The 20,775-nt window shown below is 38.7% G+C and carries 19 protein-coding genes and 1 riboswitch; of the genes, 8 read left to right on the top strand and 11 right to left on the bottom strand.

Translation table 11 applies throughout. The features are described 5' to 3' along the window. The first annotated feature begins 39 nt into the window (after positions 1-39). Together rpoC and M983_RS07035 are read left to right on the top strand one after the other, a co-directional pair. Complete coding sequence (gene rpoC, locus M983_RS07040; RefSeq protein ID WP_066749176.1) at positions 40-4,266, top strand: DNA-directed RNA polymerase subunit beta'; 4,227 nt, start codon at positions 40-42, stop codon at positions 4,264-4,266. Positions 4,267-4,543: 277 nt separating this feature from the next. Then, positions 4,544-5,536, top strand: a complete 993-nt coding sequence (locus tag M983_RS07035; RefSeq protein WP_066749173.1) for an Rpn family recombination-promoting nuclease/putative transposase — start codon at positions 4,544-4,546, stop codon at positions 5,534-5,536. A gap of 138 nt (positions 5,537-5,674) precedes the next feature. On the opposite strand, the gene M983_RS07030 is transcribed toward M983_RS07035, so the two are convergent. The 9 genes from M983_RS07030 to M983_RS06990 form a co-directional block, all read right to left on the bottom strand. Continuing rightward, positions 5,675-5,929: a colicin E3-like toxin immunity protein gene (locus tag M983_RS07030; protein WP_066749169.1), complete on the bottom strand. Its 255-nt coding sequence runs from the start codon at positions 5,927-5,929 to the stop codon at positions 5,675-5,677. Positions 5,930-5,949: 20 nt separating this feature from the next. Beyond that, positions 5,950-6,150, bottom strand: a complete 201-nt coding sequence (locus tag M983_RS07025; protein ID WP_157091937.1) for a hypothetical protein — start codon at positions 6,148-6,150, stop codon at positions 5,950-5,952. A gap of 481 nt (positions 6,151-6,631) precedes the next feature. Further along, a complete protein-coding gene (thiH, locus tag M983_RS07020) occupies positions 6,632-7,750 on the bottom strand; it encodes a 2-iminoacetate synthase ThiH (protein ID WP_066749163.1) in 1,119 nt (372 codons plus the stop codon). Next, positions 7,750-8,529, bottom strand: coding sequence for a thiazole synthase (locus tag M983_RS07015; protein ID WP_066749160.1), 780 nt, complete (start codon positions 8,527-8,529; stop codon positions 7,750-7,752). The genes thiH and M983_RS07015 overlap by 1 nt, the downstream gene beginning before the upstream one ends. Before the next feature lies 1 nt (position 8,530). Next, complete coding sequence (gene thiS, locus M983_RS07010; protein ID WP_066749157.1) at positions 8,531-8,731, bottom strand: sulfur carrier protein ThiS; 201 nt, start codon at positions 8,729-8,731, stop codon at positions 8,531-8,533. Continuing rightward, a complete protein-coding gene (locus tag M983_RS07005) occupies positions 8,728-9,477 on the bottom strand; it encodes a HesA/MoeB/ThiF family protein (protein WP_066749154.1) in 750 nt (249 codons plus the stop codon). The genes thiS and M983_RS07005 overlap by 4 nt, the downstream gene beginning before the upstream one ends. Further along, positions 9,471-10,118 (bottom strand): thiamine phosphate synthase, encoded by a 648-nt coding sequence (gene thiE / locus M983_RS07000; RefSeq protein WP_066749151.1) that lies wholly within the window; start codon positions 10,116-10,118, stop codon positions 9,471-9,473. The genes M983_RS07005 and thiE overlap by 7 nt, the downstream gene beginning before the upstream one ends. Continuing rightward, the gene (gene thiC / locus M983_RS06995) at positions 10,102-12,054 is read right to left on the bottom strand and encodes a phosphomethylpyrimidine synthase ThiC (RefSeq protein ID WP_066749148.1); all 1,953 of its coding nucleotides are present in this window, start codon (positions 12,052-12,054) and stop codon (positions 10,102-10,104) included. Before thiC ends, thiE begins: the two co-directional genes overlap by 17 nt. Before the next feature lie 130 nt (positions 12,055-12,184). Further along, a riboswitch (TPP riboswitch) is annotated at positions 12,185-12,307 on the bottom strand. Positions 12,308-12,351: 44 nt separating this feature from the next. Beyond that, a complete protein-coding gene (locus M983_RS06990) occupies positions 12,352-13,026 on the bottom strand; it encodes an HAD family hydrolase (RefSeq protein ID WP_066749146.1) in 675 nt (224 codons plus the stop codon). Positions 13,027-13,167: 141 nt separating this feature from the next. On the opposite strand from M983_RS06990, the gene nudC reads away from it, so the two are divergent. The 6 genes from nudC to M983_RS06960 all read left to right on the top strand — a co-directional run bounded on the left by nudC (position 13,168) and on the right by M983_RS06960 (position 17,600). Continuing rightward, entirely contained in the window at positions 13,168-13,953 is a 786-nt protein-coding gene (gene nudC, locus M983_RS06985) for an NAD(+) diphosphatase (protein ID WP_066749144.1), read from the top strand. Between the two features lie 93 nt (positions 13,954-14,046). Beyond that, positions 14,047-15,120 (top strand): uroporphyrinogen decarboxylase, encoded by a 1,074-nt coding sequence (gene hemE, locus M983_RS06980; protein ID WP_066749142.1) that lies wholly within the window; start codon positions 14,047-14,049, stop codon positions 15,118-15,120. Further along, entirely contained in the window at positions 15,113-15,781 is a 669-nt protein-coding gene (gene nfi / locus M983_RS06975) for a deoxyribonuclease V (protein WP_066749139.1), read from the top strand. Before hemE ends, nfi begins: the two co-directional genes overlap by 8 nt. Before the next feature lie 74 nt (positions 15,782-15,855). Further along, positions 15,856-16,446 carry a YjaG family protein gene (locus tag M983_RS06970; RefSeq protein WP_066749136.1) on the top strand — a complete coding sequence of 197 codons (591 nt, stop codon included), beginning with the start codon at positions 15,856-15,858 and terminating at the stop codon, positions 16,444-16,446. A gap of 171 nt (positions 16,447-16,617) precedes the next feature. Further along, positions 16,618-16,890, top strand: coding sequence for an HU family DNA-binding protein (locus M983_RS06965; RefSeq protein WP_066749133.1), 273 nt, complete (start codon positions 16,618-16,620; stop codon positions 16,888-16,890). Between the two features lie 44 nt (positions 16,891-16,934). Continuing rightward, positions 16,935-17,600 (top strand): DUF1481 domain-containing protein, encoded by a 666-nt coding sequence (locus M983_RS06960; protein ID WP_245684026.1) that lies wholly within the window; start codon positions 16,935-16,937, stop codon positions 17,598-17,600. A 23-nt stretch (positions 17,601-17,623) separates the two neighbouring features. Here the strand turns inward: M983_RS06960 and purD are convergent, their stop codons facing one another. Both purD and purH read right to left on the bottom strand, forming a co-directional pair. Further along, the gene (gene purD, locus M983_RS06955; RefSeq protein ID WP_066749131.1) at positions 17,624-18,913 is read right to left on the bottom strand and encodes a phosphoribosylamine--glycine ligase; all 1,290 of its coding nucleotides are present in this window, start codon (positions 18,911-18,913) and stop codon (positions 17,624-17,626) included. A gap of 12 nt (positions 18,914-18,925) precedes the next feature. Next, on the bottom strand, positions 18,926-20,515 hold the full coding sequence (gene purH, locus M983_RS06950) for a bifunctional phosphoribosylaminoimidazolecarboxamide formyltransferase/IMP cyclohydrolase (protein ID WP_066749129.1): 1,590 nt from the start codon (positions 20,513-20,515) through the stop codon (positions 18,926-18,928). Positions 20,516-20,775 lie beyond the last annotated feature (260 nt).

The raw sequence follows: 20,775 nt of genomic DNA, 5'->3' as shown, positions 1-20,775 counted from the left end.
CATTCACCTGGCAGGTCTAACTCCGACAGGAGCCATTTCGTGAAAGACTTATTAAAGTTTCTGAAAGCGCAAACCAAGACCGAAGAGTTTGATGCTATCAAAATTGCTCTGGCGTCACCTGACATGATTCGTTCATGGTCATTTGGTGAAGTGAAAAAGCCAGAAACAATTAACTACCGTACGTTCAAACCTGAGCGTGACGGTCTTTTCTGTGCCCGTATTTTCGGACCAGTAAAAGATTACGAATGCTTGTGTGGTAAATACAAGCGTTTAAAACACCGTGGTGTTATCTGTGAGAAGTGTGGCGTTGAAGTGACACAAACTAAAGTTCGTCGTGAACGTATGGGTCACATCGAATTAGCTTCTCCAGTTGCTCACATTTGGTTCTTGAAATCACTGCCGTCCCGTATCGGTTTGCTGCTGGATATGCCACTGCGCGATATTGAACGTGTATTATATTTCGAATCTTACGTTGTTGTTGAAGGCGGAATGACAAGCCTTGAGCGTGGACAAATCTTAACAGAAGAGCAATACCTCGACGCATTAGAAGAGTTCGGTGACGAATTCGATGCGAAGATGGGTGCAGAAGCTGTTCAGAACTTGTTACAGAGCATGGATCTGGAACAAGAATGTGAAACGCTACGTGAAGAGTTAAACGAAACTAACTCTGAAACTAAACGTAAGAAACTGACTAAGCGTATCAAGTTACTTGAAGCATTCATGTTATCAGGCAATAAACCTGAATGGATGATCTTAACTGTACTGCCTGTGTTACCACCAGACTTACGTCCATTGGTTCCACTTGATGGCGGTCGTTTTGCGACTTCTGACTTGAACGATTTATATCGTCGTGTGATTAACCGTAACAACCGTTTAAAACGTCTGCTTGATTTAGCAGCACCAGACATTATCGTACGTAACGAAAAACGTATGTTACAAGAGTCTGTTGATGCGTTATTAGATAACGGTCGTCGTGGTCGTGCGATTACAGGTTCAAACAAACGTCCTCTGAAATCTTTGGCAGATATGATCAAAGGTAAACAAGGTCGTTTCCGTCAAAACCTGTTAGGTAAACGTGTTGACTATTCTGGTCGTTCTGTAATTACCGTTGGTCCATACCTGCGTCTGCATCAGTGTGGTCTACCGAAGAAAATGGCTCTTGAGTTATTCAAACCATTTATTTACGGAAAACTGGAAACTCGTGGTTTAGCGACAACAATTAAAGCCGCTAAAAAAATGGTTGAGCGTGAAGAAGCGGTTGTTTGGGATATCTTAGATGAAGTTATCCGTGAACACCCAGTCATGTTAAACCGTGCACCAACACTTCACCGTTTAGGTATTCAGGCATTTGAACCTATCCTTATCGAAGGTAAAGCTATTCAGTTACACCCACTCGTTTGTGCGGCATATAACGCCGACTTCGATGGTGACCAAATGGCGGTTCACGTACCATTGACATTAGAAGCACAGCTAGAAGCGCGTGCGTTGATGATGTCAACGAATAATATTCTGTCTCCAGCAAGTGGTGACCCAATTATCGTTCCTTCACAGGACGTTGTATTAGGTCTTTATTACATGACTCGTGACTGCATCAATGCCAAAGGTGAAGGCATGGTGCTGAGCGGCCCTAAAGAAGCAGAACGCGTATATCGCGCAGGTCTGGCTTCATTACACGCTCGAGTTAAAGTCCGTATCACTGAAGAAGTTAAAGATGGTGAAGGTAATGTCACCACGCAAACTAGCTTAAGAGACACAACTGTTGGTCGTGCTATTTTATGGATGATCGTACCAAAAGGCTTACCTTATGATTTGGTTAATCAGCCTTTAGGTAAAAAAGCAATCTCTAAAATGCTCAATACGTGTTATCGCGTATTAGGTTTAAAACCAACAGTTATTTTTGCTGACCAAATCATGTATACCGGTTTTGCTTACGCTGCACGTTCAGGTGCTTCTGTTGGTATCGATGATATGGTTATCCCAGCGAAAAAAGCGGAAATTATTGCTGAGGCTGAAGCGGAAGTTGCAGAAATTCAAGAGCAATTCCAATCTGGTCTGGTTACGGCTGGTGAACGTTATAATAAAGTCATCGATATTTGGGCAGCGGCCAATGAGCGTGTTGCTAAAGCGATGATGGAAAATCTGTCTACAGAAACTGTCATTAACCGTGATGGCGAAGAAGAACAGCAAGTTTCGTTCAATAGTATCTTTATGATGGCTGACTCTGGTGCTCGTGGTTCTGCAGCTCAGATTCGTCAGTTAGCCGGTATGCGTGGTCTGATGGCTAAGCCAGATGGCTCAATCATCGAGACACCCATTACAGCGAACTTCCGTGAAGGTTTGAACGTACTTCAGTACTTCATCTCAACTCACGGTGCTCGTAAAGGTCTTGCGGATACAGCACTGAAAACAGCTAACTCCGGTTACTTGACTCGTCGTCTTGTTGACGTTGCTCAAGACTTAGTCGTAACAGAAAGCGACTGTGGCACAACCGAAGGTGTAATGATGACTCCGGTTATCGAAGGTGGTGATGTTAAAGAACCACTGCGTGAACGTGTATTAGGACGTGTAACGGCAGAAGATATTCTGAAGCCAGGCACTGCTGATATTCTTGTTCCACGTAATACACTGTTAAATGAAAAACTGTGTGATGTATTAGAAGAAAACTCAGTTGATAGCGTTAAAGTTCGTTCAGTTGTAACCTGTAACACAGACTTTGGTGTGTGTGCTAAATGTTATGGTCGTGACCTTGCTCGTGGTCATATTATTAACAAAGGTGAAGCTATCGGTGTTATCGCGGCACAGTCAATCGGTGAACCAGGTACACAGTTAACGATGCGTACGTTCCACATCGGTGGTGCGGCATCTCGTGCGGCAGCTGAATCCAGTATTCAGGTACGTAACAAAGGTACTATCAAGCTGTTTAATGCGAAATTTATCACCAATACTGCGGGTAAATTAGTTATCACTTCTCGTAATACAGAATTACGTCTAATTGACGAATTCGGTCGTATGAAAGAGAGCTACAAAGTTCCTTACGGTGCTCAGTTATCTAAAGGTGATGGTGAAGCGGTTAACGGTGGTGAGACAGTTGCAAACTGGGATCCGCATACAATGCCTGTAGTGAGTGAAGTTTCTGGTATTATTCGTTTTGCTGACATGGTTGATGGCCAAACTATCACGCGTCAAACTGACGAATTAACAGGTCTTTCTTCACTCGTTGTTCTGGATACTGCAGAGCGTACAGGTAGTGGTAAAGATTTACGACCGGCATTGCGTATCGTTGATGCAAAAGGTAATGATGTATTAATTCCAAATACAGATATGCCAGCTCAGTACTTTTTACCAGGTAAAGCGATTGTTCAATTAGATGATGGTATTGCAATCAATGCTGGTGACACTTTAGCGCGTATTCCACAAGAATCAGGTGGTACTAAAGATATTACCGGTGGTCTGCCACGTGTTGCAGATCTATTTGAAGCTCGTCGTCCTAAAGAGCCTGCAATTCTTGCTGAAATCAGTGGTATTGTTTCGTTCGGTAAAGAAACCAAAGGTAAACGTCGTTTAGTTATCTCTCCATTAGATGGCAGTGATGCATACGAAGAGATGATCCCTAAATGGCGTCAACTTAACGTATTTGAAGGTGAGGTTGTGGAGCGCGGTGATGTTATTTCCGATGGTCCAGAATCACCACACGATATTCTGCGCTTACGTGGTGTTCATGCGGTTACTCGCTATATCACTAATGAAGTACAGGAAGTTTACCGCTTACAAGGCGTTAAGATAAACGATAAACATATTGAAGTTATTGTTCGTCAGATGCTACGTAAAGTTACTATTGCGAACGCAGGAAGCTCTGAGTTCCTCGAAGGTGAACAAGTCGAATACGCACGAGTTAAAGTTTCTAACCGTGTATTGGAAGATGATGGTAAAGTACCAGCTACTTATGCGCGTGACCTGTTAGGTATCACGAAAGCATCTCTGGCAACTGAATCCTTTATTTCAGCAGCATCGTTCCAAGAAACAACACGTGTTCTTACTGAAGCAGCAGTTGCGGGTAAACGTGATGAATTACGTGGCTTGAAAGAAAACGTAATTGTTGGTCGTTTGATCCCAGCGGGTACAGGTTATGCGTACCACCAAGATCGTATGAAACGTCGCCAATCACAACTACCGACAGATGAAACTGAAACAACAATCAGTGCTGATGAAGCATCTGCTAACTTAGCAGAATTACTGAATGCAGGTTTTGGTGGATTAAAAGACTAAAATCTAATTTAGATTAGATTGAAATGCCCTCCATTGTGAGGGCATTTTTGTTTCTGCTCTATATAAATGGAGAAATGATAAGAATACTAACTAATCGTGTGATTATTCTATGTTTTGTTTTAGCAGATTTGCTTTTGCAACCTTTATTTTTCTATTACTTTTTCAATTAAGATCAATAAATAACTCATATTTTTCAGATGATTATGATGATTTTTTTTGTGAGTAAAATTCATTTTTTTCTGTAAGCTGGCAATTCAAAATCAGCATGGAGCCAGTTATGAAAAAAACGATATCCATATCTTCTTATGATTCTGCATTCAAACGTTTTATGATGAATGTCAGTAATGCAAAAGACTTTTTCTTTGTCCATTTATCAGAAGAATTAAAAAGTCATTGTGATTTTTCAACATTACAATTGCAGAATTCATCTTTCATCGATATTAAATTACGTTCTTGTATGTCTGATATTTTGTATCTAGTGAAAACAAAAGAGGGTGATATTCCCATTTATTTACTAGTAGAACATCAATCTAGGCTAGATAAAATGATAGCTTGGCGTATGATGAATTATGCGTTTTCTACTATGAATCAACATTTACAGCAAGGTTATAAATCTTTACCCCTCGTTGTTCCTATTTTGTTTTATCATGGAAAGAAAAAACCTTATCCCTTTCCAGTTAATTGGATGTCATGCTTTCCTCTTACTTCACTTGCTAATCAACTTTATTCTAATAGTTTCTCTTTAATTGATTTAACTTCAATTGATGATGATATTTTGCTGACGCATAAAAAAGCGGCGGTAATGGAAATAGCCATGAAGCATGTTAATAGTTGTTATGATCTGAATAAGGTTGCAATCCTTCTATCAAAAGCCATAAATCAGAAAAACTGCAGAGATGAAGACACGATTGCTGTTGTAGAATATCTATTCTCAATTATGGATGCATCAGACTTTGAATTCGTTATAAATAAAATAGTTGAACAAGTAGATAACCATAGAGAGGCGATTATGAATATAGCGTGGAGGTTAGAGAATAAAGGCTTTAATTTAGGTATAAGTGAAGGATTTGAAATAGGTAAACATGAGGGTATTGAACTGGGTAAAAATGAAGGTATAGAAATTGGAAAAAATGAAGGAATCGAAATTGGAAGGAAATTTGCACAATTAGAATTAGCAAAAAAATTATTAGAAGAGAATTTCGATCTTTTATTTATCGAAAGAGTTTCAGGCCTAAGTATACAAGAAATTGAACTATTAGCTGTAGCATAATTAATAACTATTATTAATAAAATAAAAATAAATTATTAGAGTAACGTTCTATTTTATTTCTTTACACATTTATTATAAATGGAATACTCCTTTTTATATATCAGAGGAGTATTCATATTTTATGATTGAACAAATTAATTACCATTCATCTCGATATTCAAATGCAACTTGATAATCGTATTTATCTAACTCTATTTTATGATTTATATGCTTTTGAAGAGAAGGAACCCAATCTGAAATAACATCAAAACTTCCTGCATTTATAATATTTATATCCGGGGAAATAGTTTCTTCAATAATAGTATCGTCATCACCTAGATCGATAGAGTATTCATCATGAATAAAATTTTCATTTTTTTTATCAAACCATTTTATATATACTTTTAATCCCATAATTTTATTGTCCTTATAGTTTACAGATATTTTTTAATATTACGCTTAGGATCTGCAGGATGATAATCGTGACCTTTTTCTTTAACACCTTGGCGGATTTTATTTTTTTTTCCCGCAGAAAGATAAATGGGGCTTATTCCTGTTGCTTGTGGAAAAACAAGAATTAAAGGCTCTTTATTAGTATATATACCTTTCTCTTCTTGCGTAGAAAATTTAGCCATTTCTAATGGCAAATCGTCAAAACAGAGAATGTCATATATTTTTCCAGGAATGTATTTATGTCGTTCTGGTTCTGATAATGGTGTCCCTTTTAAAATGGCGGATCTACCTATTAATACTTTATGTTCTTGTTTATCTTTACCCAGTGTAAATGAAAAAATACCAGCTTCTACCGTTTTATGTGCTTCTATAACACGTGTTTGTACTGGTTTTTCTGTTTTAATAAGATCTGAATACTCATAGTTCGGTAGTTTTTTTCACTCATAAAATTATCCTTATTTAATCATAAAGATGTTTAAATACAGTTTAAATCAATGTAATTAACAATCGAATTTGAGTGAAATCTAATAATAAATAGATATGTTTTATTTTCTGTTTGAGTGGAATTAAATTATTAACTTTTTATCTAATATATAATAAAAACCGCCTTTATTATTTTTAATTAAATAAATTAAAAGCGGTTTTATATTATTTAAAATTTAATTAACGTCCCAAGTAATTATCCCAATCTTTCCATACGGGTTGTAATCCTCGTTCTTTTAATGCGTTAATCACATCATTAACATGGCGATTATCATTAGGAGAGAATTGTTCTAATTCTTCATGACTATCAGAATACCCACCAGGTTGAGTTTTAGAACCTGCACTAATGTTATTTATCGCTAAAGGGACGGTATTATCACGAAAATAAGGTGATTCACGCGTTGAAAGTGAAAGCTCAACATCTGGCGCTAAAATACGAAAAGCACAAATTAGTTGTACTAGTTCCGCCTCACTCATTATTGATGCAGGGCTAAGTCCACCAGCACAAGGGCGTAAACGAGGAAAAGAGATTGAGTAACGGCTTTTCCAATAGCGCTTTTGTAAAAACAAGAGATGCTCTGCCACCATATAACAATCGCTACGCCATTGGCTTGAAAGGCCAATCAATGCACCTAAACCAATTTTATCAATACCTGCTTGCCCTAATCTATCCGGTGTTTGCAATCGCCAATGAAAATCTTGTTTTTTACCTTTTAGATGATGAAGTTGATAAGTGGGTTCATGATAAGTCTCTTGATAAACCATGACACCATCAATACCGAGTGCTTTTAATTCAGCATACTCTTGTGTTGCAAGAGGTTGCACTTCCATCATTAGTGAGCTGAAATTTTCACGAATAATAGGGATATGTTGTCGAAAATAATCCATCCCCACTTTGCGTTGATGCTCACCAGTGACTAATAGCAGACTATCAAATCCTAATTGTCTGATGCTATTACATTCAGCAATGATCTCACTTTCATTTAATGTTTTACGTTTAATAGCATTACTCATTGAGAAACCACAATAAGTACAGTCATTTGCACATAAATTAGAAAGATAAAGTGGAACATATAATCCGACAACATTGCCAAAACGTTGTCGAGTGAGCTGTTGAGCTCGTTGCGCCATCGGCTCTAAATAATGGCGACCCATAGGCGAAATTAGCGCCATAAAATCATCAAGTGTAAGAATGTGGCGATTTAATGCATCTTCAACATCAGTATTTGTTTTACTATTAAGTTTTAATGTAATGTCATCCCAGTCGAGTTGTTGCCAATAATCAGAAAATGTATCCATTAGAATACTCCCAAGTATTCGGTTAATGGACTGGAGGCTTGTGCTTGCATATTTACCACAGAAGCGGGTGTAGCAAGACCGGATTGTCGAGCCAGTTCGCCAGCATCGAGTGCCGCTTTAAATGCTTGTGCCATTAAGATAGGATTTTTAGCAACAGCAATTGCGGTATTAACTAAGACGGCATCTGCACCTAACTCTAAAGCTTCAAGAGCATGGCTTGGTGCACCAATACCAGCATCAACAATAACAGGAATAGAGGCCTGCTCAATGATAATTCGAAGAAAATCACGAGTCTGTAAGCCTTGATTAGATCCAATAGGGGAGCCTAAAGGCATCACAGCGGCACAGCCGACTTCTTCTAAACGACGACATAAAACAGGATCAGCACCGCAATAAGGCAACACGATGAAACCTTCTTTTACAAGAATTTCAGCAGCGTTGAGTGTTTCAATTGGATCGGGTAATAAATATTTAGTATCAGGATGAATTTCTAATTTTACCCAATGGGTACCAAAGGCCTCCTTTGCTAATCGAGCTGCAAAAATAGCTTCTTGTGCCGTCTTTGCCCCTGATGTATTAGGTAATAGTTTTACGCCTAATGATTTGAGTGGTGCGATTAAATCATCATTACCTTTTTTAAAATCGACTCTTTTCATTGCCATGGTCACAAGTTGACTTCCAGAGGCTTTAATCGCTTCTGTCATCAATGTGGGGGTCGCAAATTTTCCTGTACCTGTAAAAAGTCTGGATGTGAAAGTTGTATCAGCAATTTTTAACATATCAGCCCCCTGCAATTGCTTGGAAGAGAAGAATAGTATCGCCATCATTAATCAAATAGGTTTCCCAATTTTCGCGGGGAATAATAGTTTCATTGATGGCAAGTGCCACGCCTATAGATGGCTGTTCTAACTGAATAAGGAGCTGACTAATAGTGACAGGCATATCCAGAGAATATTTTTCGTCATTTACGGTAATGTTCATGCTAGCCCTCGACAAACAGGACATGTTGTTGATGGTGTTAAACGTAAAGTACTCCAATTTTGTTTTCTGCCATCGAAAAGGCGTAGTTTTCCACTCAGCGAGCTAGGTAATCCTGATAATAGTTTAATGGCTTCAAGTGCTTGAAGTGTGCCAATAACACCCACGACTGGGCCTAGAATTCCGGCTGTTTTACAATTTCGCTGTGGTTCAGTTTCATCAGGGTAAAGGCAGTGATAACAACCATGAGTAAAAGGCGGTTCAAACACCATAAGTTGACCACTAAATCCTACGGCACTACCACTAATAAGCGGAGTTTGTTGTGCGACACAAGCACGATTAATGGCTTGGCGTGTGAGCATGTTATCTGTGCAATCTAAAACTAAATCGACTTCTTTAACTAATTTAAGTAATGAATTTTCATCAATACGTTGTTTATAAGAAGTGACTTTTATATCGGGATTTAAGGCGAGCAAAACTTTCTTTGCAACATCTGATTTCGAATTAGGGATATCTTGAGTACGATAAAGAATTTGACGCTGTAGATTAGAAATATGTAAATCATCATCATCAACTAAAATAAGCTTACCAATACCTGCCCCTGCGAGATACATTGATGCTGGAGAGCCTAATCCACCAAGCCCGACAATCAGTACCTTTGCTTGTTGAAGTTTGCTTTGGCCCTCGATACCAATATCTTCTAACATCACTTGTCGGCTATAACGCATAAAATTATTATCATTTAGCATGACGATTTTCCTTCCACTAATTCTAATAATTTACGCGTTACTTTTTGCCAATCAGAGGCTTTTGTTATTGCACTGACTAAAGCAACACTCCCCACGCCTGTTGCAATCACATCAGGTACTTTCTCTAGCGAAATCCCTCCAATAGCAACAGTGGAGAAATCAGGTGTTTGTTCTACTTGATGTTTGAGTGTCTTCAAACCTTGTGGTTTTGAGGGCATATCTTTCGTTGTGGTTGGAAATATATGTCCTAATGCGATGTAAGATGGACGTAATGCTTTTGCTCTTTGTAATTCAGCTTCGTTATGAGTCGAAATACCAAGGCGTAATCCTGCTTGTTTGATAGCATCAAGATCAGCACTATCAAGATCTTCTTGACCAAGATGAACACCATAAGCGTGATGTTTAATGGCGAGTTGCCAGTAATCATTGATAAATAGTCTTGCGTGATATTGCTTACCTCGTTTTATCGCTTCGATAATATCGTGTTCGACTTCTTTAGGTTGTTTATCTTTTATACGTAATTGAAGAGTGGTAACTCCTTCTTTCAACAGGCGATCTATCCATTTAATAGAATCAACAACGGGGTAAAGCCCAAGTTTTTTTTCTGTTGATACAAAAGGTGTATTAGAGGATCTGTTCATTTTCAGTTACCTCTGAACTAGCTATTTCTGCGCCATGATATAACTCACTACCATGCTCTTTAAAAACCTGAGACATCTGCTCCATACCTGCCGCATACTCACGAACTTCTTGTGTGATTTTCATTGAACAGAATTTAGGACCACACATTGAACAGAAATGAGCAACTTTTCCAGATGCTTGAGGTAAGGTTTCATCGTGGTATTGGCGTGCTGTTTCAGGATCAAGAGCTAAATTGAATTGATCTTCCCATCTAAACTCAAAACGGGCTTTCGACATCGCGTTATCACGGATTTGCGCACCAGGATGCCCTTTGGCTAAGTCGGCTGCATGAGCCGCAATTTTATATGTGATAAGACCTTGTTTAACATCTTCTTTATTTGGTAAACCCAAGTGTTCTTTTGGTGTGACATAACAAAGCATCGCACAACCAAACCAGCCAATCATTGCGGCACCAATGCCTGATGTAAAATGGTCATAACCTGGAGCAATATCTGTTGTTAGTGGCCCTAATGTGTAAAAAGGCGCTTCATGACAATGTTCTAACTCTTCCGTCATATTGCGGCGGATCATCTGCATAGGCACATGACCAGGGCCCTCAATCATGACTTGCACATCATATTCCCAAGCAATTTTAGTCAATTCACCTAAGGTATGTAGTTCAGCAAACTGAGCTTCATCGTTGGCATCTTGAATAGAGCCGGGTCTGAGTCCATCACCTAATGAAAGAGAGACATCATAAGCGGCACAAATTTCACAAATTTCACGGAAATTTTCATAAAGGAAATTTTCTTGATGGTGAGATAAACACCATTTGGCCATGATTGAGCCACCACGAGAAACAATACCTGTTAGCCGTTTTGCAGTCATTGGAACATAACGTAGCAAGACGCCAGCGTGAATGGTAAAGTAATCAACCCCTTGTTCTGCTTGCTCAAGCAAAGTATCACGGAACATTTCCCATGTGAGATCTTCTGCAATACCATTTACTTTCTCAAGTGCTTGATAGATAGGTACAGTACCAATCGGAACAGGACTATTACGAATGATCCACTCACGTGTTTCATGGATATAACGACCTGTTGATAGATCCATCACCGTATCTGCACCCCAACGTGTGGACCAAATTAATTTTTCGACTTCTTCTTCGATGGAAGATGTGACAGCAGAATTACCAATATTGGCATTCACTTTCACAAGAAAATTCCGTCCGATAATCATCGGTTCTGATTCTGGATGATTAATATTAGCAGGAATAATAGCGCGGCCAGCTGCAACTTCTTGGCGTATAAATTCGGGGGTAATATTCTCAGGAAGATGCGCACCAAAACTAAAACCTGTATGTTGTTGCCGTAAAACTTGACCACGAATGCGCTCACGCCCCATATTTTCACGTATAGCAATAAACTCCATTTCCGGTGTGATAATACCTTTTCTTGCATAATGCAGTTGAGTAACGTATTGACCTGATAATGCTTTTTTAGGATGAGGTTTTAGTGGGAAGCGCAGATGCGTTAAACCAGCATCAGACAAACGTTGTTGGGTAAAATCAGAACTTAGTAGCGATAAGGATTCGGTATCATTACGTTCATTTATCCATGTCTCACGAATTTTATGAAGTCCTTTATTCACATCAAGTTGAGAAAGCGGGTCGCCATAAGGGCCTGATGTATCGTAAACAGGAACAGGTTCATTTTCTTCAAAAATAGGTTCATCATTTGTGCCACCTATTAATGTTTTATCTAACTGAATTTCGCGCATGGGTACTTTAAGATCAGCACGTGAGCCTTCAAGATAAATGCGTTTTGAATTAGGGAAACTGACGCCTTGAATAGTGCTAATAAAAGCTTGAGCAGCATCACGTTGCTCTTTTCTTGGACGTTTTTTAGTTGCTGATGGAGAAATATCTTTAACAGCAATAGTGTGTTTTGAGGACATAGCATTTCCTAATAAATATCAATCAAGCGTAGTGCTTGTCGGGTGGATATTGAGAAAAATGCTTGTCTGGAGGTCGCAGGGAGTATCGACAGATAGGTATATAAAAATATACAAGTGACACTATCAAATAGGTCGAATCACTCTTGTTCCCTTCGCGGGTATTAACCCGATCAGGTTCCGCGGATCCCGAATTAACGGTCTCAGCCTGTATTTATAATAGCCTTATAAACACTAGGCACTCCGACAAGAAGGACTCCAGTATATGAAAGATTTAAAAAACTACAAGCCCGATATTGATTATTTATTGAGATCCCATTTCAGTGAAGTCCATCCTTTTTTATTGGCTATTTGCGCTAATTGCTTATCGGCATTGATGGTAAAGACGTTATCTGCTTGATAGCACAAAGGAAGATCATTACTAGAATCAGTATAGAAATAAACATAACTTTTATTAATGTTTTCATTTTCCATCCACTGCTGTAATCGAGAAACCTTTCCTTCACGAAACGTGGGTATGCCATCTACATATCCAGTGTAATGATCCTCTTTCATTTCCATATCAATTCCCATAGAAATATCAGCATTTAACTGTTTAGCAATAGGGTGAACAAGAAAAGACATCGTCGCTGAGATAATGATAACGGGGATATGTTGTTGCTGATATTGTGCAATGATATCTCTTCCTTGAGGATAGAGTAATGGAGTAATACACTCTTCAATATAATCATTAACCCATTGATTAATAGTTTCTATATTATAATTTCTGTAAAATGAAAGATGTTGATAGAGATAATCATCCATATTTAACTTACCTGCGTGATAATCTGCAATCATTTGGTCATCAAGCGCTAAAAACTGAGAATCCGTAATTATTTTTTTATCCCATAAATAGCGCGTCCATAAACGACTTGAATCACCAGATAATAATGTTTCATCTAGATCAAACACTGCAAGAGACGTTATATTTTTCATTATAATATCACCCTGTTTAATTAAAATAACTTATGTTTATAGTAAGAAGTATTAATGCATTATTGTTATCGGCATAATAGGTAGAAAGAATTGATTTAAAGAGAGTATCCTCTATTTTATATCATTATTTTGGATAAAATTATGACAAAGCATTTATACACCTTAGATGGAACAGAAAAAGGCTGGTGGACAGTAAGCCTTGGTGGACGCGTTTGGTTACCAAAAGGCGAGCTCCCTTTTGGTTATGCTAATGATTGGAATCTTGCAGGCAAAGAAGCCAAAATAGTTGGTGAATGGCAGGGTGAATCTGTTTGGCTTATCCATGATAAAATGGATAACGATATGTGCTCACCAAGACTTATAGCAGCGCTAGATGAAACATTATTTAAATTAGTGGGACGTGGTGTCCAATTAGCTGAGTTTTATCGTTCTCATCGTTTTTGCGGTTATTGTGGCTCGAAAATGCGTCATAGTGAGACCGAATGGGCTTGTTTATGTGATAACTGCCATGAACGTTATTATCCGCAAATTGCCCCTTGTATTATCGTAGGTATTCGCCATCAAGATAAAATTTTATTAGCGCATCATGTAAGGCATAAACACACACCTCTTTATACAGTATTAGCCGGTTTTGTTGAGGTGGGTGAAACGCTTGAAGAAGCCGTTGCTCGAGAAGTATTTGAAGAAAGTAATATTCGAATTCGTAATATTCGTTATGTTTCTTCTCAACCATGGCCTTTTCCTCATTCTTTAATGATGGGATTTTTGGCTGATTATGACAGTGGGGAATTACGTCATGATCCTTCTGAATTAACGAGTGCAGCATGGTATCGTTATGATGATTTACCTCAAATTCCGCCTTCAGATACGATAGCGAGGCGTTTAATTGAGGATACGATAGCGAATATAAGAAAAGATAAAGAGTAAGATAAATAAAGCCGTTGTTTATCAACAGTTATTTTTCCAGCATGTTACAATACACGCTACTTTGCGGCCCGATTACTGTTAATGGAGTTTGTCATGAGTGAGTTAAAAAATGACCGCTATTTACGTGCGCTATTGCGCCAACCTGTTGATGTCACCCCTGTTTGGATGATGCGTCAGGCAGGCAGATATCTTCCTGAGTATAAGGAAACACGAGCACAGGCGGGAGATTTTATCTCATTGTGCAAAAATACCGAATTAGCCTGTGAAGTCACATTACAGCCTTTACGTCGTTTTCCTTTAGACGCCGCTATTTTATTCTCTGATATTTTAACCATTCCTGATGCTATGGGGTTAGGCCTTTATTTTGAAACAGGTGAAGGTCCTCGATTTAAATCACCCATTACATCACTTGATGATATTAAAAAATTACCTATTCCAGATCCTGAAGACGAACTAGGCTATGTCATGAATGCAGTCAGAGCTATTCGTCATGCTTTACAAGGTAGTGTGCCATTAATCGGATTTTCTGGAAGTCCTTGGACATTAGCAACCTATATGGTTGAGGGTGGAAGTAGTAAGGCCTTCACAAAAATAAAAAAAATGATGTATGCAGAACCTCAAGCTTTACATCTGTTACTGGATAAACTGGCAGATAGCGTTATCCTTTATCTGAATGCCCAAATTAAAGCAGGCGCTCAATCTATTATGATTTTTGATACGTGGGGTGGTGTGTTAACTGGACGTGATTACCAACAGTTCTCATTACACTATATGCATAAAATCGTAGATGGGCTTATCCGTGAATATGATGGTAGAAAAGTACCTGTCACTTTATTTACTAAAGGCGGCGGTCGTTGGTTAGAGGCGATGGCTGCAACAGGTTGTGATGCATTAGGATTAGATTGGACTATTGATATCGATGATGCACGGCGCCGTGTTGGTGATAAAGTCGCCTTGCAAGGCAATATGGACCCATCTATGCTTTATGCACCACCCGCAAGAATAGAACAAGAAGTTGCATCTATTCTTGCAGGTTATGGCAAAGGTACTGGTCATGTATTTAATCTTGGGCACGGTATTCATCAAGATGTACCACCAGAGCATGCTGGTGCATTTATTGATGCGGTTCATCGCTTATCAAAACCTTATCATCAGGATAATGATTAATACTCAACAATTACGTCAAGAGCAGATAGAAAAAGCTCAGCAGATTATTCTTGAAGACCAATATGAAACGCCTACTCTTATTGCGGGTGCTGATGTTGGTTTCGAAGAAGGTGGCGCGGTAACTCGCGCTGCCATTGTGATATTCCGTTACCCTTCCTTTGAAATTATTGAATACCAAATAGCGCGTATCCCGACTACACTTCCTTATATTCCTGGTTTGCTCTCATTTCGTGAATGTCCAGCATTACTTGAGGCATGGAAAAATCTTAAACAAAAACCCGCACTTATTTTTGTAGATGGGCAAGGTATTGCTCATCCAAGGAGGTTAGGTGTTGCAAGCCATTTTGGCCTATTAGTTGATACTCCAACTATTGGTGTTGCAAAAAGTCGCTTATGTGGCATAGATAAAACTATTAGTGAAGAGGTTGGAAGTTACGACACTCTAATGGATAAAAATGAACAAATAGGTTGGATTTATCGTAGTAAAAAAAGATGTAAGCCTTTATACATTTCGCCGGGTTATAAAGTAAGTATGAAAGGGGCTTTGCAATGGGTAGAGTGCTGTATGAAAGGGTATCGATTGCCAGAACCAACACGCTGGGCTGATGGTATTGCCTCAAATAGGCGATTATTTGAGCAGTTGAATAAGAATAAGCTTTAAATAGGCCGGAAATATGTGGATATTTTTATTTTTCAGGTAAACTGCGCCTAAGTTAAGTAAAAGAGTAATCACGAATGTTAAAGAACCCAATCCATTTGCGTTTAGAAAAGCTAGAAGGCTGGCAGCATCTAACGTTTATGGCATGCCTATGTGAGAGAATGTACCCTAATTATCAGGCGTTTTGTCGCGAGACGGCATTTGCTGATCCTATGCTATATCGTCGTATTCTCGATCTGGTTTGGGAAACTTTAACGGTGAAAGATGCAAAGGTTAATTTCGATACGCAATTAGAGAAATTAGAAGAAGCAATACCTGATGCTTCTTTATTTGATCTTTATGGTGTTTATCCTGCGATTGATGCGTGTGTCGCACTTAGTGAGGTTATCCACTCACGTTTAAGTGGTGAATCACTAAGTCATGCTATAGAAGTCAGTAAAATTTCTGTTAGTACCGTGGCTTCACTCGAAATGACGCAAGCAGAGAGAGAAATGACAGAAGAAGAATTAAAATCTCTACCTGCGGTAATTGAAGAATTTGATATTCAGTGGGAAATTTACCGCATACTGGCTGAATGTGAAGAACGCGATATTGAATTGATTAAAGGCCTACGTGCAGACCTGCGAGAAGCGGGAATAAGCAATATCGGTATAGAATTAACGCACTAAATCAGAAAAACGTGATTTAGTGCTTGAAAAGCGACGTTTAAAGACTTCACATCACCCCTGTGTATGTTCTACATTGGGAACGAAAAGAAGTGGCTCAGGTGATTTACTTAAAATGTATTAAGTTTTCACCAGATGTTTTTCAAACGATAAAACATACTTTAAGGATTATTTATGAACAAAGCTGAATTAACCGAATCAGTTGCTGAAAAAGCGGATCTGACAAAAACTCAGGCAAAAGCTGCTATTGAAGCGTTTATCGATTCAGTAACAGATGCACTGAAAGAAGAAGATTCTGTACAGTTAGTTGGTTTCGGTACATTCAAAGTGAATCACCGTGCAGAGCGTACTGGTCGTAACCCTCAAACTGGCAAAGAAATTAAAATTGCAGCGGCTAAAGTTCCTGCATTTACTGCCGGTAAAGCACTAAAAGACGCAGTAAAATAATTCCTTTGAACGGAATAAACAATAGAGGGGGCTTAACTCCCCTTTTGTTGAATCGACAGGGGCTGTTAGCAATTGGGCTTGCTTTTTTGCTCAGCGCCTGCTCTTCAACAACACCGAAATTACCTGAATTTACAGCCACTGGCTATATCGCAGATGAAGGTGTTGTAAGGTTATGGCGTTTAAATAATAAAGCGTCAGAGCCACTTGTTATTATGAGTGTTTATAGTTTCTATCAAAAACCAGAAACTATGATTACTTTCTACGAATATCGTCAAAATCGACTTTGGCAGATACGTAGTGAAATTCTAGAACCGACTAATCCCTCCTCTTGGCACCTTCGTTTGAATAAACAAGGCGAAGTTATTTTTATGCAACAAGAAACCAAAGGGGAAAAGCGACCATTAGATGAAGACGAACGCCTAACGATGATATTTTCTGCAAGTAAAGAGCGAGAAATAAGTGAAGCGTTAGCAATAGGAAAGGTCGACTTAGTACAAGGTGTTTGGTACCAAAATACAATGACTACATGTGCTGGCGAAAAGGTAAAAGTTTCATTCGAAGCTTCAGAAATGCGCTGGATAGAAAAGAGAACTCAAAATTTAACTAAGCCTGCTTATGTCGCATGGCTAGACTCACCTAATGGAAATCAGCTGTTAATGGTAGCTGAACATAATTTTTGTAAATGGGAACCAACAAAAGAGAGCTTATAAAACCCTCTTTTGTCGTAATATACTTATTTCTTTAAACGTGCAATAGCTCGATAACCAATATCATGCCGATAGAAACAACCATTCCAATGAATACTTTTCGCTAAAGAATAAGCATTTTTTTGTGCTTGTTCGATATCATTTCCTAAAGCCGTAGCACATAGAACTCTACCGCCAGCAGTAACTACCTCACCTTGATTATTTAATGCGGTACCAGCTTGGAAAATTTTTGAATTTATTGGTGCTGATATTTCTAATCCTTCTATAATATCACCTTGGCTGTAATCAGAAGGATAACCGCCAGCAGCAATAACAATGCCTAAGGCAGGGCGTGGGTCCCAAGCAGACTCTTTATCTTTCAATTTACCTTGAGCACCCGCTAAACAAAGTTCAACGAGATCTGATTGCATACGCATCATAATGGGTTGAGTTTCAGGATCGCCAAAGCGGCAGTTAAACTCGATAACTTTAGCAACGCCTTGTTTATCGATCATTAAGCCAGCATAAAGAAAACCTTGATAACAATGTCCTTCTTCTGCCATACCTTTTACTGTTGGATAGATAATGTTTTCCATGACTTGCTGGTGGATGTCATGTGTAACAACGGGAGCAGGAGAATAAGCGCCCATTCCTCCCGTGTTAGGGCCAGTATCACCATCACCAACACGTTTATGATCTTGACTTGTTGCCATAGGAACAACGTGTTCGCCATCAACCATAACAATAAAGCTAGCTTCTTCGCCATCAAGAAATTCTTCAATCACAATACGATGCCCTGCATTACCAAAAGCATTGCCTGCGAGCATATCTTTTATTGCATCTTCAGCTTCAGATTGCGTCATTGCCACAATAACACCTTTGCCTGCGGCTAAGCCATCAGCTTTAATAACAATAGGTGTCCCCACTTTTTTCAAATACTCAAGAGCGGGTGTGATTTCTGTGAAATTTTGATATTCAGCGGTTGGTATTTTATGGCGAGCTAAAAAGTCTTTAGTAAATGCCTTTGAACCTTCTAATTGAGCGGCGCCTTTTGTTGGACCAAAAATAGTTAAATTTGCTTCTTTAAAAGCATCGACAACACCTATAACCAAAGGTGCTTCAGGACCGACAATTGTTAAATCAATATGTTTTTCTTTGGCAAAATTAACTAGGGCGGGGATATCTGTCGCACTGATATCAACATTTTGCACACCATATTCTAATGCTGTGCCTGCATTACCAGGAGCGACAAAGACATGAGTTGCTAAGGGTGATTGAACGGCTTTCCATGCTAGCGCATGTTCGCGACCACCATTACCAATAATTAAAATATTCATAGTGGTATCCTATTAATGACGAAAATGACGCATTTTGGTAAAAATCATAGCAATATTATGCTCATTGGCGGCCGCAATGACTTCATCATCACGAATGGAACCTCCAGGTTGAATAACACAAGTCACGCCAGCAAGTGCCGCTGCATCAATTCCATCTCTGAATGGAAAGAAAGCATCGGAAGCCATAGCACAACCCGCTACTTCTAATCCTTCATCAGCAGCTTTAATACCTGCAATTTTTGCGGAGTAAACACGGCTCATTTGACCAGCACCAATTCCCACCGTCATATCATTTTTCGCATAAACAATGGCATTAGATTTCACGAATTTAGCAACCTTCCAGCAAAAGAGCGCATCTTTTAATTCACGCTCACTAGGATGACGTTTAGTGACTATTCGTAAGTTTTCTTCTTTCACCATACCTAAATCACGGTCTTGAACTAATAACCCACCATTGACTCGTTTGAAATCTAAAGCTGCTTTAGCTGACTGCCATTGTCCACAAGCTAATACACGAACATTAGGTTTAGTGCTTAAAATAGATAAAGCATCTTCATCAATAGAAGGCGCGATAATAACTTCAACAAATTGGCGCTCAACGATGGCACTCGCTGTCTTAATATCTAATGGTTTATTGAATGCGATAATACCGCCAAATGCAGATGTTGGATCAGTTTTAAACGCTTTGTCATAGGCTTCTGTGAGCGTGTTCGCAATAGCAACACCACATGGATTAGCGTGTTTCACAATAACACAAGCGGGTTCAGAGAAAGATTTCACACATTCTAATGCAGCATCAGTATCCGCAATGTTGTTGTAAGAAAGAGCTTTACCTTGTAATTGGTTAGCTGTGGCAATAGAAGCTTCTTCTAAATTTTCTTCTATATAGAAAGCCGCTTGTTGATGAGCATTTTCACCATAACGCATATCTTGCTTCTTTATATAGTTAAGATTTAGCGTACGAGGAAAAATACCAGAAGGTTGAGTAGTGTCACCATAATAAGGTGCAACCTTTTGACCAAAATAGTTTGCTATCATGCCGTCATAAGCGGCGGTATGTTCAAAAGCTTTAATCGCTAAATCAAAACGGGTATCAAGAGACAGGCTATTTTCATGATTATCCATTTCTTCAATGACTTTTTCATAATCATTGCTATTTACTACTATCGTTACGTCTTTATGATTCTTTGCTGCAGAGCGAACCATAGTTGGTCCACCAATATCAATATTTTCAATAGCCTCTTCTAAAGAGCAATCTGTACGAGCAACTGTTTTTGCAAAAGGATATAGATTTACCACAACCATATCGATTGGGTTAATGTGATGCTCTTCCATTATTGCATCATCAATTTCACGACGACCTAAAATTCCACCATGCACTTTAGGATGAAGCGTTTTGACTCTGCCATCCATCATTTCAGGAAAACCAGTGTAATCTGAAACCTCGATAACAGGTAAGCCTGCTTCTGCTAATAGGCGGGCAGTTCCACCTGTAGATAACAGCTCTACATTTCTTGCAACGAGTGCTTTAGCAAATTCTAAAATGCCTTCTTTATCAGATACACTTAAAAGAGCACGGCGGATAGGACGAAGAGGTTGCATAAGTTTTATCCCTTGGAGTTTGTATAACAATAATAAAGATGATGGAAAATCACATTAAAACAGCGAAATTGTGTTTGCCTAGCTAACATTTCAAAAGATGGACATAAAATCAATCCTACTTATTTATCACATATATTAACGCAAACGTTTGCTTTTTACATGCGAATTTTATTCAAAATAACCATCTGTGGATAAAGTTGTTAATAAGCAGGTATAAGTAGGGGTTTTGCTGTGGAATTAAGCAAACGATTATTTTTCTT

Source organism: Proteus myxofaciens ATCC 19692 (assembly GCF_001654855.1).
GTDB lineage: Bacteria > Pseudomonadota > Gammaproteobacteria > Enterobacterales > Enterobacteriaceae > Proteus > Proteus myxofaciens.
Note: the sequence above shows the minus strand (reverse complement) of the source record. Positions and strands in the feature narration are given on the sequence as shown.

What these genes read in the sequence shown, in the direction of transcription:
- M983_RS07030 (WP_066749169.1), bottom strand. Translation starts at nt 5,929, where the DNA reads ATGGGATTAAAAGTATATATAAAATGGTTTGATAAAAAAAATGAAAAT.
- nudC (WP_066749144.1), top strand. Translation starts at nt 13,168, where the DNA reads ATGACAAAGCATTTATACACCTTAGATGGAACAGAAAAAGGCTGGTGG.
- purD (WP_066749131.1), bottom strand. Translation starts at nt 18,913, where the DNA reads ATGAATATTTTAATTATTGGTAATGGTGGTCGCGAACATGCGCTAGCA.
- thiH (WP_066749163.1), bottom strand. Translation starts at nt 7,750, where the DNA reads ATGGATACATTTTCTGATTATTGGCAACAACTCGACTGGGATGACATT.
- M983_RS07015 (WP_066749160.1), bottom strand. Translation starts at nt 8,529, where the DNA reads ATGTTAAAAATTGCTGATACAACTTTCACATCCAGACTTTTTACAGGT.
- thiC (WP_066749148.1), bottom strand. Translation starts at nt 12,054, where the DNA reads ATGTCCTCAAAACACACTATTGCTGTTAAAGATATTTCTCCATCAGCA.
- M983_RS07025 (WP_157091937.1), bottom strand. Translation starts at nt 6,150, where the DNA reads ATGGCTAAATTTTCTACGCAAGAAGAGAAAGGTATATATACTAATAAA.
- thiE (WP_066749151.1), bottom strand. Translation starts at nt 10,118, where the DNA reads ATGAACAGATCCTCTAATACACCTTTTGTATCAACAGAAAAAAAACTT.
- thiS (WP_066749157.1), bottom strand. Translation starts at nt 8,731, where the DNA reads ATGAACATTACCGTAAATGACGAAAAATATTCTCTGGATATGCCTGTC.
- purH (WP_066749129.1), bottom strand. Translation starts at nt 20,515, where the DNA reads ATGCAACCTCTTCGTCCTATCCGCCGTGCTCTTTTAAGTGTATCTGAT.
- M983_RS06965 (WP_066749133.1), top strand. Translation starts at nt 16,618, where the DNA reads ATGAACAAAGCTGAATTAACCGAATCAGTTGCTGAAAAAGCGGATCTG.
- M983_RS07005 (WP_066749154.1), bottom strand. Translation starts at nt 9,477, where the DNA reads ATGCTAAATGATAATAATTTTATGCGTTATAGCCGACAAGTGATGTTA.
- M983_RS06990 (WP_066749146.1), bottom strand. Translation starts at nt 13,026, where the DNA reads ATGAAAAATATAACGTCTCTTGCAGTGTTTGATCTAGATGAAACATTA.
- M983_RS07035 (WP_066749173.1), top strand. Translation starts at nt 4,544, where the DNA reads ATGAAAAAAACGATATCCATATCTTCTTATGATTCTGCATTCAAACGT.
- M983_RS06970 (WP_066749136.1), top strand. Translation starts at nt 15,856, where the DNA reads ATGTTAAAGAACCCAATCCATTTGCGTTTAGAAAAGCTAGAAGGCTGG.
- nfi (WP_066749139.1), top strand. Translation starts at nt 15,113, where the DNA reads ATGATTAATACTCAACAATTACGTCAAGAGCAGATAGAAAAAGCTCAG.
- hemE (WP_066749142.1), top strand. Translation starts at nt 14,047, where the DNA reads ATGAGTGAGTTAAAAAATGACCGCTATTTACGTGCGCTATTGCGCCAA.